The 17,852-nt window shown below is 56.4% G+C and carries 10 protein-coding genes and 1 pseudogene; 4 read left to right on the top strand and 7 right to left on the bottom strand.

The genetic code is table 11. The features are described from left to right. Nucleotides 1-73: 73 nt before the first annotated feature. The 3 genes from psaA to XM38_RS19165 all read right to left on the bottom strand — a co-directional run bounded on the left by psaA (nt 74) and on the right by XM38_RS19165 (nt 7,020). On the bottom strand, nt 74-2,368 hold the full coding sequence (gene psaA / locus XM38_RS19175) for a photosystem I core protein PsaA (RefSeq protein WP_080806841.1): 2,295 nt from the start codon (nt 2,366-2,368) through the stop codon (nt 74-76). A 907-nt stretch (nt 2,369-3,275) separates the two neighbouring features. Continuing rightward, nucleotides 3,276-5,666 (bottom strand): phosphoenolpyruvate synthase, encoded by a 2,391-nt coding sequence (gene ppsA / locus XM38_RS19170; protein WP_080806839.1) that lies wholly within the window; start codon nt 5,664-5,666, stop codon nt 3,276-3,278. A 307-nt stretch (nt 5,667-5,973) separates the two neighbouring features. Beyond that, a complete protein-coding gene (locus XM38_RS19165) occupies nt 5,974-7,020 on the bottom strand; it encodes an IS5 family transposase (protein WP_080806623.1) in 1,047 nt (348 codons plus the stop codon). Nucleotides 7,021-7,206: 186 nt separating this feature from the next. Between XM38_RS19165 and XM38_RS19160 the strand changes: the two genes are divergently transcribed. Further along, entirely contained in the window at nt 7,207-8,667 is a 1,461-nt protein-coding gene (locus XM38_RS19160) for an HTTM domain-containing protein (protein ID WP_088431779.1), read from the top strand. 265 nt (nt 8,668-8,932) lie between these two features. Next, nucleotides 8,933-10,333 carry an ABC transporter substrate-binding protein gene (locus XM38_RS19155; RefSeq protein ID WP_256995684.1) on the top strand — a complete coding sequence of 467 codons (1,401 nt, stop codon included), beginning with the start codon at nt 8,933-8,935 and terminating at the stop codon, nt 10,331-10,333. Between the two features lie 115 nt (nt 10,334-10,448). On the opposite strand, the gene XM38_RS19150 is transcribed toward XM38_RS19155, so the two are convergent. From XM38_RS19150 to XM38_RS19135, 4 genes and pseudogenes are all read right to left on the bottom strand, one after another. After that, nucleotides 10,449-11,924: an N-acetylmuramoyl-L-alanine amidase gene (locus tag XM38_RS19150; RefSeq protein WP_088430738.1), complete on the bottom strand. Its 1,476-nt coding sequence runs from the start codon at nt 11,922-11,924 to the stop codon at nt 10,449-10,451. Between the two features lie 265 nt (nt 11,925-12,189). Continuing rightward, a complete protein-coding gene (locus XM38_RS19145; RefSeq protein ID WP_137455176.1) occupies nt 12,190-12,450 on the bottom strand; it encodes a hypothetical protein in 261 nt (86 codons plus the stop codon). After that, nucleotides 12,384-13,727, bottom strand: a complete 1,344-nt coding sequence (locus XM38_RS19140; protein ID WP_088430736.1) for a DUF2330 domain-containing protein — start codon at nt 13,725-13,727, stop codon at nt 12,384-12,386. Before XM38_RS19140 ends, XM38_RS19145 begins: the two co-directional genes overlap by 67 nt. A 623-nt stretch (nt 13,728-14,350) precedes the next feature. Beyond that, nucleotides 14,351-15,285 (bottom strand): annotated as a pseudogene (locus XM38_RS19135) (RnfABCDGE type electron transport complex subunit D). A 206-nt stretch (nt 15,286-15,491) separates the two neighbouring features. Between XM38_RS19135 and XM38_RS19130 the strand changes: the two are divergent. Further along, a complete protein-coding gene (locus XM38_RS19130) occupies nt 15,492-16,496 on the top strand; it encodes a zinc-dependent alcohol dehydrogenase family protein (protein WP_088430734.1) in 1,005 nt (334 codons plus the stop codon). 126 nt (nt 16,497-16,622) lie between these two features. Then, nucleotides 16,623-17,840: an alpha/beta hydrolase gene (locus XM38_RS19125; RefSeq protein ID WP_088430732.1), complete on the top strand. Its 1,218-nt coding sequence runs from the start codon at nt 16,623-16,625 to the stop codon at nt 17,838-17,840. Nucleotides 17,841-17,852: the final 12 nt, after the last annotated feature.

The raw sequence follows: 17,852 nt of genomic DNA, 5'->3' as shown, positions 1-17,852 counted from the left end.
GCATTGGAAGTGAACCAGGTTAGCTCTGAGCATCGAGTTCTCAAGATCCCGAGCTCAATAACATCGAGCCTGGTTATCCCACCGCAATGATGCGCGCCAGGAAAAATGCCCATGTGGTGGCAATCCCTCCCAGAAGGAAGTGGGCCACACCCACAGCCCGACCCTGAGTAATACTCAATGCCCGCGGCTGAATCGCAGGAGCCACCTTCAGCTTGTTGTGAGCCCATACAATCGACTCAATCAACTCCTGCCAGTAGCCACGACCGCTGAATAAGAACATCAGGCTGAACGCCCAGACAAAGTGGGCACCCAGGAACAGCAGGCCATAGGCCGACAAAGCTGACCCGTAGGATCCAATCACCTGAGAGGCTTGCGCCCACAGGAAGTCACGCAGCCAACCGTTGATGGTGATCGCGCTCTGGGCAAAGTTCCCCGCCGTGATGTGGGATACCGACCCATCTGGCGACACCGAGCCCCACACATCCGACTGCATCTTCCAACTGAAGTGGAAAATCACAATCGAGAGGGAGTTGTACATCCAGAACAGACCCAGGAACACATGATCCCAACCAGAGACCTGGCAGGTACCGCCTCGGCCTGGTCCATCACAAGGGAAGCGGAAGCCCAACTCACCCTTATCTGGAATGAGACGAGAATTGCGGGCAAACAATACCCCTTTCAGCAGGATCAGCACCGTCACATGAATGGTGAAGGCGTGAATATGGTGCACCAGGAAGTCGGCGGTGCCAAGGGTAATGGGCATCATGGCCACTTTTCCGACTACAGCCAGGATGTCGCCACCAAAGGCTGGACTTACCCCTGCTGCGGCATTGGGGGCAGTACCACCCGCCGCTGCGGCATGTAGATTCTGCACCCATTGGGCAAATACCGGCTGTAGCTGAATTCCCGTGTCTGAAAACATATCCTGAGGGCGTCCAAAGGCCCGCATAGTGTCGTTATGGACATAGAGCCCAAAGCTATGGAAGCCCAGGAAGATACAGACCCAGTTCAGATGGGAAATGATGGCATCCCGATGCCGAATCACCCGATCTAACAAGTTGTTGATATGGGTAGCCGGGTCGTAATCCCGCACCATAAAGATGGCGGCATGGGCACCTGCTCCCACGATCAAGAAGCCACCAATCCACATGTGGTGGGTAAACAACGACAACTGAGTGGGATAATCCGTCGCAATGTACGGATAGGGGGGCATGGAATACATGTGGTGAGCCACCAGAATCGACAGGGAGCCGATCCAGGCCAGGTTCCACGACAACTGGCAATGCCAAGAGGTGGTGAAGATCTCATACATGCCCTTATGGCCTTCCCCAGTAACAGGACCCTTATGAGCTTCCAGCACCTCCTTAAAGCTGTGACCAATGCCCCAATTTGTGCGGTAAAAATGGCCCGCCACAATGAACAGCACCGCCAACGCTAAGTGATGGTGGGCTGTATCCGTCAGCCAAAGGCCGCCGGTTTGGGGATTAAGACCGCCGTTAAAAGTGAGGAAATCGGCATAGACACTCCAGTTCAGGGTGAAGAAGGGCTTCAACCCTTCCGCAAAACTGGGATAGATGTCGGTCATCAGGCTGGGATTCAAGATCCACTCGTGGGGTAGCGGAATCGCCGCCACCGAATCGATTACCTTACCGCCCACGGTCAGAGGCTTGCCGGCATCAATGGCATCTAGACAAGCGTTAATTGGCAATGACACATGGATTTGCTGTCCCGCATAGCCGAGACACCCTAACCCCAAGAGTCCTGCCAAGTGGTGGTTCATCATCGATTCCACGTTTTGGAACCATTCCAGCTTGGGCGCTTTCTTGTGATAGTGAAACCAGCCAGCAAACAGCATTAGCCCTGCCATTACCAGGGCACCAATAGCTGTGCAATAGAGCTCAAAGCTATTGGTAATGCCATTGGCTCGCCACATCTGAAATAGTCCAGATGTGATCTGAATACCGTGGAAGCCACCTCCCACATCGCCATTCAAGATCTCCTGGCCAAAGATAGGCCAAACCACCTGAGCACTGGGCTTTATGCCCGTGGGGTTGCTCAGCCAGGCCTCATAATTAGAAAACTTAGCTCCGTGGAAATACATGCCACTGAGCCAAATGAAGATAACTGCCAGGTGACCGAAGTGGGCGCTAAAGATCTTGCGCGAAATATCTTCTAAATCACTGGTATGACTGTCAAAGTCGTGGGCATCAGCGTGAAGATCCCAAATCCAGGTAGTTGTTTTGGGACCCTTCGACAGTGAGCGCTCAAAGTGGCCCGGTTTAGCCCATCGTTCAAATGAGGTGTTTACCGGATCACTATCCACCACAACCTTGACCTTCCGTCCCGGTTCAGGGGGACTGATGGTCATGGGACTCTCCTCTCTACTACTGACAAAACAGAGTGGATGGAAGCAAAACCGCACGATGCTTACCGAGGTAAGTCACCGTATCGGCATGAGAACGAGATAGCTGGACACGAGACAGCTAGATAGAACAAGCTATGTATCTATCACCAACCGTGATGGGTAAGCCGCCCTAGCACCTAGGGGGAAATTAACCGACCGTCCCGGAAACATAGCTTCCCTGCATTGATAAAACGCCCACAGCCAGCAATGGCTAAACAGCCAGAGGACCATGGGTGCTCTCGAATCCTTGAGCCTAGGGTAGCGATCTCCTTGGCGATGCCAACTAACACCATCGTTCGGAACTAGCATCAAGGGCGACCATCGACTAGCAATGGCCCCTCTGCTGTAGACAAATAACCCAAACGGGACAGCCCGCTTGGAGGTATATCTGTGCGCTACCATAGACTACAGCTTCTCGACGTAGATTGAGGGCTAGCCCCGTTGCAGCGGTTTCCCAGGCCAGATGCAGCGGGGCATCATCATTAATGACCGCCCTCTCTACTCAAACCGGACAGCTACTCTAGGGGGATTTCCCTTGGCTTTGCCCAACTTGAGTAGGCAGTTGGATTAAGTATCAAACTACAGAATATCGGGACTCTCTAGTAAGCAAAGTTCTAACAAGTTAACAATCTCTTCCCAAAAAAAAATATTCGAAATATATCCTTTTCGACTGTTAAGAGTGCCCTTATGCCGGTAATCTACGGGTAGGTAAGTTGGTCTACCAGTCGCTAGGGTGGCGGGATAGCAGAGGAGTTACACTGATTCTCTAAGGCCAATGAACCAATCCAGCTTCCCTGCCCCTCAGCGTCCCCATAGGGCACAGGCGCGCAAGGCAAGGCTGCCAAGATTAAGGCGTCTAGGAGCCATAGGATTAGGCGCTCAGCTGAGCTTCTTGCTCTGCCACCAGGCGTTTCACCTGGACGACACTATCGGGATTGAGTGACATGGAGTCGATACCAGCCTTGACTAGGAAGGCGGCGAATTCAGGTTTATCGCTGGGACCCTGACCACAGATGCCAACCTTGCGGCCATACTTGTGAGCTGCTGTGATTACCTTGGTAATGGCTAGTGTCACAGCGGCATCGGTTTCGTCAAAGAGGTCTGCTAACTCGCCGGAGTCGCGATCGACCCCGAGGATCAACTGAGTTAAATCGTTGGAGCCAATGGAGAAACCGTCGAAGCGCTGGGCAAACTGCTCCGCTAGCAGTACATTGGCGGGAATCTCACACATGACGTAGATTTGCAGGTTATAGACCCCTTGTTTGAGGCCATTTTCCACCAGCACTTGTAATACCCGATCGGCCTCGGCCACTTTGCGGCAGAAGGGTACCATGACAATCACATTGTCGAAGCCCATGACTTCCCGCACTCGCTTGATGGCCTGACATTCGAGAGCAAACCCTTCCCGGTAGCGGGGACTGTAGTAACGGGCTGCTCCCCGAAACCCTAGCATTGGGTTGGCCTCTGCCCCTTCGAACTCGCGGCCACCGATGAGGTCAGCATATTCGTTGGTTTTGAAGTCACTGAGGCGAACGATGACGGGGTGGGGATATTGGGAGGCGGCGATTTTGCCGATGCCCCGGCAGAGGTTGTCGACAAAGTATTCTCGCTTGTCGCCGTAGCCCTTGGTTAGGTCACGGATGGTTTTCCAGGCGTCGCGGTCCTGGAGATTGTCGTAGTTGACCAGGGCCATGGGGTGTATTTTGATCAGGGTGTTGATGATGAATTCCATCCGGGCCAGGCCGATGCCCTCAACCGGTAGCTGCCACCAGTGAAAGGCGGCGGCAGGGCTGGCAATGTTCATCATGATTTTGGTGCGGGTAGCGGGGATGTCGTCGAGGGTGACGTCGATGGCTTCAAACTCCAGTTGCCCGGCGTAGAGTTTGCCTTGGTCCCCTTCGGCGCAGGATAGGGTGACGTCTTGGTTAGAGTGTAGGGTGCGGCTGGCATCGCCGGTGCCGACAATGGCCGGAATGCCCAGTTCGCGACTGACGATGGCGGCATGGCAGGTGCGGCCACCGTAGTCGGTGACGATGCCAGCGACTCGCTTCATCACCGGCACCCAGTCAGGATCGGTCATCTCGGTGACTAGGATGCTGCCGTCTTCCACCTGGTCGATGTCTTTGGTGCTGAGGACGCGACAGACTCTGCCAGATGCGATCGCATCCCCAATGCTTAACCCCGTCAACAGAACCTCACCAGCCTGCTTCAATTTGTAGGTCTTGAGGGTGCCCGCCTGGCGTTGAGACTGTACGGTTTCTGGTCGAGCCTGTACGATAAACAGCTCGCCAGTGTTGCCATCTTTGGCCCATTCCATGTCCATGGGACGACCGTAGTGGTCCTCGATCACCACGGCCCAGCGAGCCAGTTGTAAGATTTCATCATCGCTGATGACAAAGGCTTGGCGCTCTTTGCCGGTGGTCTCGACAATCTGAATCGTGTCTTTACCGGCGTCGTCGCCATAGACCATCTTTTGCAGCTTGCTGCCCTTGGTTTTTTCGATGATGGGGCGAAATCCTTCCTGCAGTAAGGGCTTAAAGACGGTGAACTGATCGGGGGTGACGGCGCCCTGCACCACAGTTTCCCCCAGCCCCCAGGAGCCAGTAATCAGGGTGACATCGGGGAACCCAGTTTCGGTATCGATGGAAAACATCACCCCAGCACAGGCCTGATCGGCCCGCACCATTTTTTGCACCCCCACCGACAGGGCTACCTGCAGATGGTCAAATCCCTTTTCTTCCCGATAGCTGATGGCCCGATTGGTAAACAGCGATGCGTAACAGCGGCGGCAGGCATCCAACACCTCAGCGTCACCACTGACGTTGAGAAAGGTTTCCTGCTGGCCGGCAAAGCTGGCATCGGGGAGGTCCTCAGCGGTGGCACTACTGCGCACGGCAGTGTCGGCCTCATCCACCTGATAGCGACGGCTGAGGTCTCGGTAGGCCCGGCGTATAGCAGTCTCTAGCTCCTGGGGAAACGCAGCATGCTGAAACAACCGCCGAATTGTTTTCCCAGTCTTCGCTAGACTTTGCCGCTCCTGACTGAAGGCCCGCAACTGGGTCTGGATCTGAGGTTCTAGATCGTTGGCGGCTAAAAATGACCGATAGGCAGTGGCGGTGAGGGCAAACCCGTCGGGCACCTGGATTCCCTGGGACTTGAGCCCACTGATCAGTTCTCCTAGGGAGGCATTTTTGCCACCGACGCGGTCTACGTCTTGGTTATTGAGGCTATCAAACCACAGGATATAGTCCGGCTGTGCCATAATTTTACTCTCTAAAATCTATATCTTGTCCAACTCAGACTCTGCCCCAATGGAGATGTCAGAGGACTTAAGGCTCAAGGTTTATGACACTCTTTTTGATAAACCACTTGTTTTCAAGGATTAGCTAATCATCTTCCTAAAGGGGACCTCGATTAATCAGTTTTCTTTAGCTAATGGCGTCTCATTTGAGACCGTCAAGGTGACTCAAAGAGAGTCCGAGACATTCCACCGAAAAAAGCTTCCCATTTTGACAAAAAAATAGGGTTGGAAGACCACGTTTAAGTCGATTTCCCGGCTTTAGGTCCGATTATCTTGCCAGTTCAGCCGATGCAGCACGTTGGGTTTCGAGACACACAAACCGCTTCAGGTTATACACCAGATTTTTCAGACCTAGCTGGGTCTGGGCACGGGCTAACCCGATGCTGCGCACCACCTTGCCACCCATGCTGGTGACGACATCTCCGAAGATGTGCTCCACTCTGGCACGGGTTTTGGAGCGCTCTCGATTCGCGGTTTTCTGGGCCTCGCTTAAGGGGCGATTGCGATAGGCCCGTTCATTTATATGCGGCTCAAACCCTATCAATTTCAGCACCTCGACAATCAGCACGGAGAGATACGCACTATCGGCCCAAAGTCCATCGCCGCTATTATCCGCATCGAGCAACTCGCCCAAGACCTGCGAGTCATGGACCGACGCATCGGTGACGCTGTAACGGCGAATGAGCTTAAAGCCGGCATCACTATTGATGTGGTTTTTGTAGCCGTAGTGGGACGTTCCATTTTTCTTCGTCCATCGGGCGTCAACATCTTTTTGCGCGAGCTGATGAGGGGTCTCTTGCCACTCAACGGGAACCTCACCCTGCTTGAGGGTTTGGTTCTCCTCACGGGTGTTGCGTTGTTTGGGAACTGGAATCAAGGTCGCATCCACAATTTGCCCATCCTTGGCGGCATAGCCTGCCCCTTGCAGATAGGCTCCAAACTGCTCGAACAACGCCTCCACCAAGCCGTGCTGCTGCAACTGTTCTCGGAAGAGCCACACCGTCGTTGCATCCGGGACTCTATCCTCAAGCCCCAAACCGAGAAATTGCATGAAGGACAGTCGGTCGTTGACCTGATATTCCAGTTCGTCATCGCTGATGTTGTATAGCTTTTGCAGCACCAGCATCTTGAAGAGTAACAGGACATCGGTGGGGTTACGACCGGCCTGGCTTTTGCGCGGTTTCTCTCGAATCTGCATCAGAATCGGACGAAAGGTCTCCCACGGCACCAGTTGATTCAACCGATTCAGTACCGCCTTCTTTTGCTCCAGTTTTTGCTGGCGCTCTTCGATATCCCAGAATCCCTGCTGTCCCATGGCCTGCGTGCTTCAACAAAACCGACCTTATGATCTCATACTGAGATCGCTCTGGCTATTTTTCGAGGTGCCCTAAAATGCATAGGAAAGGCAGGATTAGAATCTTGCTACGCAAAGACTCACTGATAATGAACCAATTTCAGCTGAAATCCGTCGATCCCCCCAGTGTTGACTCAGTCTGTTCCCATGGCTAGACCTGGTCTCCATTCCCGTCAGGTATTCATCGCGGCATCTCCTACGGCGTGGCTTCGGCCCTTGGTCCAACATTTGATCCAACATCTATTTACCCCCATCGACATTGCCAGCCTAGTCTATTTCCGCATCGCCTTTGGTGCCATCATGCTGTGGGAGATCTGGCGCTACTTCAGTAAGGGCTGGATCAGTCGTTACTGGATCGATCCAGTGATGAACTTTACCTACTACGGCTTCGACTGGGTCACGCCCCTGCCGGGTCCCGGCATGTACATTCTATTGGCAGGCTTGGGCATTCTAGCCCTGGCGATCATGGTGGGCTGGCACTATCGCCTCAGCGCCCTATTATTCTTCCTGGGCTTTACCTACAGCTTCTTACTGGAGCAGGCACGCTACCTGAATCATTTCTACCTCATCTGTCTCATCAGCTTTTTGATGATCTGGCTGCCCGCCCATCGAGCCTTTTCGGTGGACGCCCGACGGCGACCTGAGATCGCCGCCCAGGCAGCCTCGGCCTGGACCCTATGGCTGTTACGGGCTCAATTAGGTTTGGTCTATTTCTATGCCGGGGTGGCTAAACTCAACCCCGATTGGTTTGCCGGAGAACCCCTGCGCACTTGGCTAGCTGCCCGCACTGACTTTCCCGTGATTGGTCATCTATTCACCACCGAATGGATGGTCTATTTGCTGAGTTATGGCGGCCTGCTCCTGGATCTGGGGGCAACTCCCTTCCTGTTATGGCGCCGCACTCGTCCGGTAGCCTTTGGCTGTGTGGTGCTGTTTCACCTGATGAATGTCCGCCTCTTCTCCATTGGTATCTTTCCCTGGTTCATGATTGCCGCCACGGCTCTGTTCTTTCCGCCCTCTTTTCCCCGCCAGCTTCTGGCCCATCTGCGTGGTTGGCTAGGCCTCGATTCAGTCCAAGCTGGCAGGCCACCCAACCGACGACAGATGTCTCGCGTGGCCCCTATCCGCATGAAACGCTCAGCCATTTTGGCTGGCTTGGGCCTGTATTTAGGCTGGCAACTGCTCTTTCCGCTGCGCCATTTTCTCTATCCCGGCAACGTTAATTGGACCTATGAGGGTCATCAATACTCGTGGCACATGAAGCTGCTGAGCAAACGCACAGAGGTTGAGTTTTGGGTGTTCCATCCCGATAGCCAGACCGCTTGGACGGTAACCCCAGAAGACTATTTGGCCCGTTGGCAGGCGCGTAAAATCGGTAGCCGTCCCGATTTGATCGTGCAATTTAGTCATTTCCTGGCAGCGGCGGCTGAGCGTTCTGGGTATCCAGGGGTTGAGGTGAGAGCTAGAGTCATGCAGTCTCTCAACGGTCGTTCCCCCCAACTTCTAGTGGATCCCAGCGTTGATCTGGCGGCAGAACAGCGGACCCTGGCTCCAAAACCCTGGCTGCAGCCCCTGATGGAGATAAGCCCCTCTGAGCTCCAATCGTGATGGCACTGCCCCCTGAGAGGACTAACCCCAGGACATATCCTGCGCCTAGAAGAAAAAGCTCCAGTCCCCCCAGACTGGAGCAGCGGGTGCGTTTACACAAGGAGCCAAAAACGCACCACTTCAATATTAACTATTGTAAACGATTATGACTGATTGGGAAGGTCAGCGGTAGCGAACCATCGTTCTCAGCGTAAAGATGTCTTGGCAAGCCGCTCATGGACCATGGAGACTCGCTAAGGTAGGGCACAGACGATTAAAGATCCCTATGTCGCAGCGAAAGAATGAAGCCCCAGCCCTGATTTTGGCCTTGATTACAACCGCAGCACTCCTGGGCGGAATGACTTGGTGGTTGAATAAGCAAGGATTTTTAGGGGGAGTGTTGCCGGGGTCACCAGCGCCGACTGCCCAGTCTGATCAGGCAGCTTCAGCCATCCCTGTCCCCCAAAGGCTGAGCACTGGGCAGCGGATCTTGGTGGTTAATCAATCGTCGCCGCAGAAACTGGCCGGCGTGGATGCGATCGCATCTGAGAATTATGACCAGGCTGTTAAGCAGCTCGAGGCGTCATTGCAGGCCAACCGCAACGACCCAGAGGCCCTGATCTATCTCAACAATGCTCGCATTGGCCAGGGCGATAGTTTTACCCTAGCCGTCGCTGTACCCGCGGCCACCGCCGTTGACCCGGCCCAGGAGATTCTACGGGGGGTGGCCCAGGCTCAAGCCACCCTGAATCAAACCGGGGGCGTCAATGGTACCCCGATTAAGGTGATGATCGTCAGCGACGACAACAGCCCAGAGGTGGCTGCCGAGGTGGCCCCAGCCTTGACCGAGCACTCAGACATCCTCGGCGTCGTGGGTCACTTTGGCAGTGCCACCACCCTAGCCGCCAGCGAAGTCTACGAGGCCGAAGGGGTGCCTGTTATTTCCCCCACCAGTACCTCCGTCAGCATTTCTGGGGCTGGCGACTATGTATTTCGCACCGTCCCCAGTGATAGTTTTACGGCCACTACCCTGTCTCGCTATCTCGTCGGTGATCTGGGTCGGCAAAATGCCGTCATCTACTTCAACGCCGAGAGTGACTACAGCAAATCCTTGAAGGAGGAATTTACCACCGCTCTCTATAGCGATGGCGGCCAAGTGCTAGCCGAGTATGACTTGGCGGCGCCCGATTTCAGCGCTGGCAACACACTGGAGTCGGCAATTCAGCAAGGGGCTGAGGTGATTGTGCTGGCCTCAAATACGGCCACCCTAGACCAGGCCCTACAGGTAGTTGCCGTCAATCGCCAACGGCTGGCCATGCTGGGCGGCGATAGTGTCTACAATCCCAAAACCCTACAAGTTGGTGGCGAAGCCGCCGTTGGCATGGTGGTGGCGGTGCCCTGGATGCTGCTGTCGACCCCCAATAGCGATTTTGTCACCACCTCCCGCCAACTCTGGGGCGGCGATGTCAATTGGCGCACGGCCATGGCCTACGATGCCACCTTGGCCCTAGCCGCTGCCCTGGAGCAAGCCCCTAGCCGCGAGGGAGTTCAGCAGGCCTTATCAGCGCCTAGCTTTCAAGTCGAGGGGGCCACGGGACCGATTCGATTCTTGCCGTCCGGGGATCGCAACCAGGCCATGCAACTGGGTGACCGTAGAACCTGGTTCCCGCTCTGGCTCTGGCTATGATTTTGTCCCCCTTGCTCCCTAATCTGCTTAGAGGATATTTGGAAAGCATCACCAAAGGGCGCAGGCCCTGCGCCCCTACATGGGGGTATTTTCTTTCCTAGGATTCTCCTTAGGCTTAAAAATTCTGCTGAATATAGCGCAAAATTCCTTGGGCAATGGCGCCAGCCATCCGCTCCCGCCAGGCCGGATCCGATAGCCGGGGGGCATCTTGGGCACCGGTGACAAAGCCCACCTCCAACAGGGTGGCTGGCATAGAAGTCCGTCGCAGCACAAAGAACCGGGCTTGGCGGACCCCACGGTCATTCATGCCGGAAGCACTTAGCATACTAGCGTGCATCACCTCGGCCAGCCGTCGCCCCGCCGCTGAAAAGTAGTAGGTCTCGATGCCATTGACATCGGGTCGACTCAGATTAATGGCATTGGCATGGATGCTGACAAACAGGTCGGCATCGGCCCGCTCGGCAATATCCACCCGGGTTTGCAGTTCCAGGGTGCGATCATCATAGCGAGTCATCACCACCTGGACGCCTTGCTGTTCCAGCAGCTCCCGCACCCGCAGCGAGATCGGGAAAATCACCTGCTTTTCCTGTAACCCAGCAATACCCACCGCCCCTGGATCACGCCCCCCATGGCCCGGATCGATGACCACCACCACCCGTTCATTGGGCACGGTGGCAGCTTGGACGTTGGGGGTCGGCCTCGGCGGCTCATCCGCAGCTGGCGTGGGTACGATGGGAACTGCCGCCGGTGACTGTGATGCTGCGCTGGGGGCCGGCTCGGTGGTCGTGGTGCTGGCTGCTACTGTCGGGGCCTGATCCGGAATCGTGTTGATGGACACCCCAGCCGGGGGCACGACAATGATGCCTCCCAAGTTGCTGGCGGTCACTCGCCAATCGGGACTGGCGTCATCCAGGGTCAGGGTGATTCTGGCTTGGGGCGGTGATGATGCCAGCTGCTGGACCTCCCAGGAGCGGATACTGTAGCGATTTTCCGGCAATCCCACTGAGCGCAGCCGCTCTGAAATCGAGGTATCCAGCAAGTCGATGGTGATTTGACGAGGGCCATCTTTGCGATCGCGTCGCTGCAGTGATAGCTCCGGGACTGGTCCCTGGGTCCGCAAAAAGAAGCCATCGGGGGTAGTAACGATGCTCTCTAACCGGGTCGTCGCCTCTACGGTCTGGCCCGTGATCTGATTTTGAACCGGTGGGGAACTGGGACGATTACTCCTGGCTTGGGGTTGAGGCGAGGGTAATTGAACGATCCATTGATTGGCCCGAATCCCTCGAATTTCCACCTGTTGAGGATCTACGCTGTAGCCAGGGTCAAGCTCGATGACAAGACGGGCAGTCTGAGGATCAAATTGGCCTACCCGCACCTCCCGCACGGCTCCCGAGAAAGTTTGATGGGCTGTCGGGCGTCCCAGAGTAGTGCCAGGCAGATCCACCACAATGCGGGTGGGGTTGAAAATCATTTGGGCCCTGGGTTGCACCCCCACATCGGTGAGGAAGCTCAACCGGTTCGTATTACTATCAAACCACCAGGATTGCAGCTGGGCTGCTTGGACCGGTAGAGTCACCACCAGGGCACTCATAGCACCCAAGCTGCTGGGAATTAGCCAGTGACTATGCAAACCGCAAAAGCCCCCTTAGAGCAAAGGAATCGGCGTTTTTGCCAACGCAACGGAGACCACTATAACAGCTTCAACCAAATTTCCATCCGTAGTTGAGCCTCCTTTCCCTAGACTGGGGCTGGTGTCAGCTGAGTTCCGGTGCGGGGGAGTGGGGGAGTGGGGGAGTGGCGAGTAACGAGTAATCACTCTTCACCCTTCGGCAAGCTCAGGGCAAGCTCTTCACTCCTCACTCCTCCAGGTCCCTGTACCGCAGTCGCCAGGCGGCCGGTAAGGGCTGAGAAGATGTGGCCATCCGCTGCCGTACCTGATCGAGATCCCAGCCGGTTAGGTCAGCTAGGGTACGAGCCTCCTGCTGTAGGGCCTCGAGGAAGCGTTGGTTTGACTGGCGATAGACATCGATGGTCAACTGCTTCAGATAGGTCAGCGGATCGGCGTCGGCATCGAAACTGGGATAGACACGGCCACTCCAGCGATTGGCGTCGTCCACCCGGCCTCATTCAGCAGATAATGTCGCAGGAAGGTGGGAAAGTCATTCGAGGTGGAATCGGCTTCCCGAGTTCGCTGCCAGTCACTTCGCAGGTGGCTCAGCGTCTGCTGTAGGCATGCTCCGGCATCGGTGTCGCTGACGGAGCGGCGTTTGATCACATAGCGTCCCTGAAAGTTGCGACGATTGCCGGTTTCTTGAAACACCAGATCTTCGGGGAAGGTGTCGCGACGGTAGCGTACATGCAGCCGGGTGAGATAGACATTGGGGGGGCCCCCTTGATGGTCTAACCAGGAGACGCCAGCCTGCTCCAGCTCGTCGCGGCTGAGGGGATCAGCGGCGCAAGGATCACACCAGCTCATGTCCCAGGCATATTCGAGGAAGGCGACGTTGCCCCCAGCCCGTTGATGGGCGTGCCGGAAGATGGTCGGGTACACAGCACCAAAATCGTCGGCCACAAAGCCAGGCAGGGTGTCATCGGTCGGAATCTCTAACAGGCGGTAGTTAGTGGTCTCGGCCCGTCCCCGGGAAGATAGTAGGTAAACAATCAGATCCTGCTCACCGTCGGCATTCACCATGCCCAGACGAATGGGCAGCATGAACCGGGGAGACTCGTAGTTAATTTGCAGCGGCCGCAGGATCTGGTAGCCGAGGCGGTCAAATTCAGCCAAATTGACCCGGGCCACGAAGAACTTCATGCCCTGACGAATGTAGGGCTTTAATACCTGACTGACTCCCTGAGGCAAGCGATAGTCGTTCTGTCGCAGCCAGGTCTCTAGCCCGTCTGATGCTTCAGCACTCAACACCAGAATGTCGTACTCTCCTAGGGTAAAGCGCGATTCCACCGTCACGCCCAAGGCTGAGGCGGCTTGGTCGCGTCGGCTTTCCAGTTGGGCTATCCCGCCAGAGGCGAGGGTGTAAGGCCACAGTAAATGTTGGAGCTCACTGCAGGGGGCGATGGTCTCGGGGTAGTACACCAACCGGGGAGCACTGAAGCTATCCAACCGCTGCATGATGGCAGGATCGGCAATCTGCACCTGCTCTGGTGCAATTACCGTCGGCACTGGCACCACCAAGGCAAATTCTGAGACATCCCCTTGGTAGTCATTGGCCATGGTCAGGGTGGTGTGGTGATGATGGTGTGCGATCGCAACTTGAGAGGCCTGGTTATACAAACTGCTGTCGGCCTGAGCCACATAGAAGCCACAGAAGGCCTCCGCTGGCGGTGCCAGCAGGAGAAACGCGAGACCGATCAAGAGGATAGTTAAGAGGCGATTCATGGCAAAACGGAGAACGGAGGACGGGAAAGGGGGAAGTGAGGAGTGACGAGTGACGAGTGACGAGTGGATGGGTAAAGGGTGATGGAGTGATGGGGTGGTGGCGGAGCCTGCCCGGAGGGCTTAGGGGTGATGGGGAAAAGGAAAACGGAGGGTGGAGGGCGGAGGACGGGAAGGGGGGAAGTGACGAGTGACGAGTGGATGGGTAAAGGGTGATGGAGTGATGGGGTGATGGGGAGTAGCGTGGGTCTTGCCGCTTGAAACAGGGAAAGCAATGTGTGGCCAAAGAAGGACCCACGAGACATGGATGGGTAGGCGGGTAGGCGAGTAGGTGGGTAAAGGGAACAGGGGACAGGGTAGGGGCGTGGTTGCCGCGCCCAATGCAGAAAACCGGCTCCTCACCGATGCAACGCGATCTTGGACGACTAACCGACAAGCCCTTCCGCGGGGTCCAGGGCGGCGGAACGCCCTGGTCGTAGGAGTCCGAGGGGGAACGAGATCCCCTCGGGTGAGATCCCTGAGCTACCCGATTAAGCGTAGTCTTATCGAAGTCCATCACCATCGACTAACAAGCCTCATCAGAATCCAGGCAGTGATTCGACATCGCTCACCACAAGCCGCCCTGGTCATATCGTTAACATTCTCCTACCCGTCTCCAGCGCCAGACAAAACGCCTCAGCAGGCCAGAGGCGATCGAGCAGGGGAGTCAGGGGAGCCAGGGCAAATAGGCCCAGAAGACGGCGGTGGGCAAGTAGGCGTAGTTGCGCAAGACAAAGGTGAGCAGGGCAATGGCCATGGCCCAAAGCAGCCGAGCCGGGCGGGCATTGGGGATGGAGCGGGGGTCGGTGACCATGAACAGGGCGAACAGCAGCAGGGAGCCGCTCATGAGGCGGTGACTCCAAACGTCCCAGGCCCAGCCCAACCAGAGATTACGCAGGGCCTCCAGGCCGGCGTAGGCCCCCAGAAAGGCGACGGTGGTGTCCCAGCGGCCCACCCGTTTCAGCACCAGGCCGCCTGCCCCCAAGAAGATCAGGGCATACCAGACCTCGTCGCCCCATTGCCCCGGCGATACCCAAGCATCCTGGGTCAGCAGCAGCCCGGCGATGATGCCAAAATTGGCGGGATTGAACAGGTGCTTGCCCTCGCTTTGGATGACAAACTTACTGGCGATGGCCAGGGCCGAGACCAACACCATGGTGCCAGGGTGCTCCACCCGTAGTAGTAGGCTCAGGCCCAAGGCGGTGATCAGGGGGCTGCGCCAATTGAGACTAACCGGGGAGAGGGGGAGTAAGCGTTGACGGGTCTCGAAGTCACTATGGCGGCAGTTGGCTGACCAGTTTGCGCCCCAGCTCCCTAGCCCCCTAGCTTCCCTGCCTCCTATCATGGTTATCCAACTTGGGCGATTGTCTACCAGTTGCTGCAGGATGACTTGGCTGGCTAGACAAGTTGCGATCGCACTGCCCACCACCTCAGGGCGCAGGGTCCAATCGCGGGTAGCCACCCCTAGTATCAGAAATAGGGCCAAGAAACCAATCTGGTAATCGCGGGCATCTCGTAGCATGGGGCAATCTCATCTCCTGGCTAACGGATACATGACTATGGAATTGCGCCTAGTATGGCAATCCAGTGAGGCAACGACAGCCGGGTTACATCTTCTGTAACAAGACTGGTGTACAGCAACGAGCGATAGAAATAATCAAGCCACTCTCAGGTTCCCTGGCTGAAGGATACTGGAACTATTGCTGGAATCTGTCGTGAGGCTTGTGTATGTATCGGGTTGTCGTCAACGCCTTCGGAGGACCGGAGCAGCTCTCCATTATCGAAGCGCCAGATCCCTCACCAGGTGAGGGAGACGTGGTGGTGCGCCTCACCAGCATTGGCATGAACCACGCCGACCTCATGGCCCGTCGGGGAGACTATAAACTCAGTTCCGGCAGTCCCCCCTTCACACCAGGGCTAGAAGGGGGCGGTATCATCACCGCCGTCGGGCCCAACGTGACTGACCGACAAACCGGACAGCGAGTCGTACTCAGCCTAGATGCCCCCACCAGCAAAGGCAGGGGCCAAGGAACCTACCAGTCCCACTATGTCGTAGCAGCCAGCAAGACCTTACCTGCGCCTGAAGCCTTACCCGATCAGATCTTGGGCGCTCTATGGCTGCCCTATCTCACCGCCTGGGGTTGCCTGATCTGGAAACAAAATCTGCAACCGGGGCAACGAGTACTGATTTCAGCCGCCAGCAGCAGCGTTGCCATCGCCGCCGCCCAGATTGCCAAACACTACGGCAGTTTGGCCGTCGGCACCACCACTCAGGCCCAGAAAGTGGCCAAGCTAGAAGCCATGCCAGAGGCCTGCTACGACCACCTGATCGCCACCAGCCAAGACAACTGGTATCGCCAAGCCAAACAACTCACCGGGGGCAAAGGCTTCGATGTGATTTTTGACCCCGTGGCTGCCGGTGACTTCCTGAACCAAGAAATTCGTCTGTTGGCTGAGTACGGCGCCCTGTGGATTTATGGGTTGCTGGGCCGACCCGGAACCGTCGACATCACCCCGATTATTCGTAAGCGAGCCTCAATTCGGGGGTGGCTCTTAAATGAACTTATCGGTAGTGGCGTGGAAGCAGGCGCTTATCGGCATGTGCTAGAACGAGTAGCCGATGGCAGCTATCGTCTGCCGGTGGCTGCCACCTTTCCCCTGAAGGATGTGCGCCAGGCCCATGAGTTTATGGAGCAAGGACAGCACATTGGCAAGTTGATCTTGGTGTCCTAATGGGAGCATCGAGATACATACGCCCCCGCCCCAACGGCGCATATCCAGTTGCGGTCATTGGTTGGTTTACAATGCTCTACCAGGTGCAGTCCCCTGCAGGGTAGGGCCGTGTAGGGGCAGGGCATCATGGCACATTATCTAGGACCCTTAATGCTGTTGGTGGCGAGTTTAGGCAGCCTCTTCCTCAGCTTTTGGATCGTGATCCCGGCTCCAACGGCGAGGCTATTGCCCCTGAGTGTAGGCGCCCCGGAAATTAGCCCCTGGCTGCTCGCCATCCAAGGCCTCATCCTGTCCATCACCCTTTGGATTGGCCGCTGGGGTAGTGGGCTAGGTTGGCCGCAGCGCCTGACCTTACTCGCTAGCCTCATTGGCCTCAGTCTCAGTCTACTGCCGCTGGCCCAACTACCCAGCACTCACCAACAAGTAACGCTGGCCATGCAAACAGCTCTAGGCCAGGATTATTTAGCCAGGATTCCAGCTGACCTGCAACAGCGATTTCGGCCCCGCCCGCTAATATGGGTAGACGCGTTTCGGGGGATTGCACCCTCCTCGGTGGCGGTGCAGCAGGATATTGTCTTCGCCCAACCGGATGGCGTGCCTCTAACTCTGACAGTCTATGGCCCATCTCTACCGGGGTCCCATCCCACTCTAGTAGCGGTATATGGTGGTGCCTGGCGCAGTGGTAGCCCCAACGACTACGAATCCCTCGGCCGTTACCTGGCGGCCCAAGGCTATACCGTGGTAGCCCTCGATTATCGCCATGCCCCTCGCTACCGTTTCCCGAGCCAGCTCCAGGATGTGCAGACGGCCTTGGCCTACATTCGAGACCACGCTGCTGACCTGGCCATAGATCTCACTCGCGTTGCCATCATGGGCCGATCGGCTGGGGCCCAGCTAGCTGCGATCGCAACCTACAACACCAGTCCCTTGCCCCTAAGGGCTGTGATCGACTACTACGGTCCCGTTGACCTGCGAGCAGGCTATGAACGTCCCCCCATTCCCGATCCCATCGATACTCGAGCCGTATTAGAAGATTTCCTGGGGGGCACTCCCCAGCAGGTCCCCCATCTCTACCATCAGGCCTCTCCCATCCACTACGTGCGCCCAGAATTACCTCCCACCCTATTGGTCTATGCCGGCCGTGACCATATCGTCCAACCTAGCTATGGGCAAGACCTCTACCAAAAACTTAAAGCCACTGGCAATCGGGTAGTCTGGCTATCTATCCCCTGGGCTGACCACGCTTTCGATACCGTATTCCATGGAGTCAGCAATCAACTGGCCCTTTATCACACGGAGCGATTTCTAGCCTGGGCCCTGGCTGCAGAACCGCCTTGTCCATAGATTCAGACACAA

This window comes from Halomicronema hongdechloris C2206, assembly GCF_002075285.3.
In the GTDB taxonomy this organism is placed as follows: Bacteria; Cyanobacteriota; Cyanobacteriia; order Phormidesmidales; family Phormidesmidaceae; genus Halomicronema_B; species Halomicronema_B hongdechloris.
The sequence above is the reverse complement of the archived record's forward strand: the minus strand, read 5'-3'. Positions and strand labels throughout refer to the sequence as shown.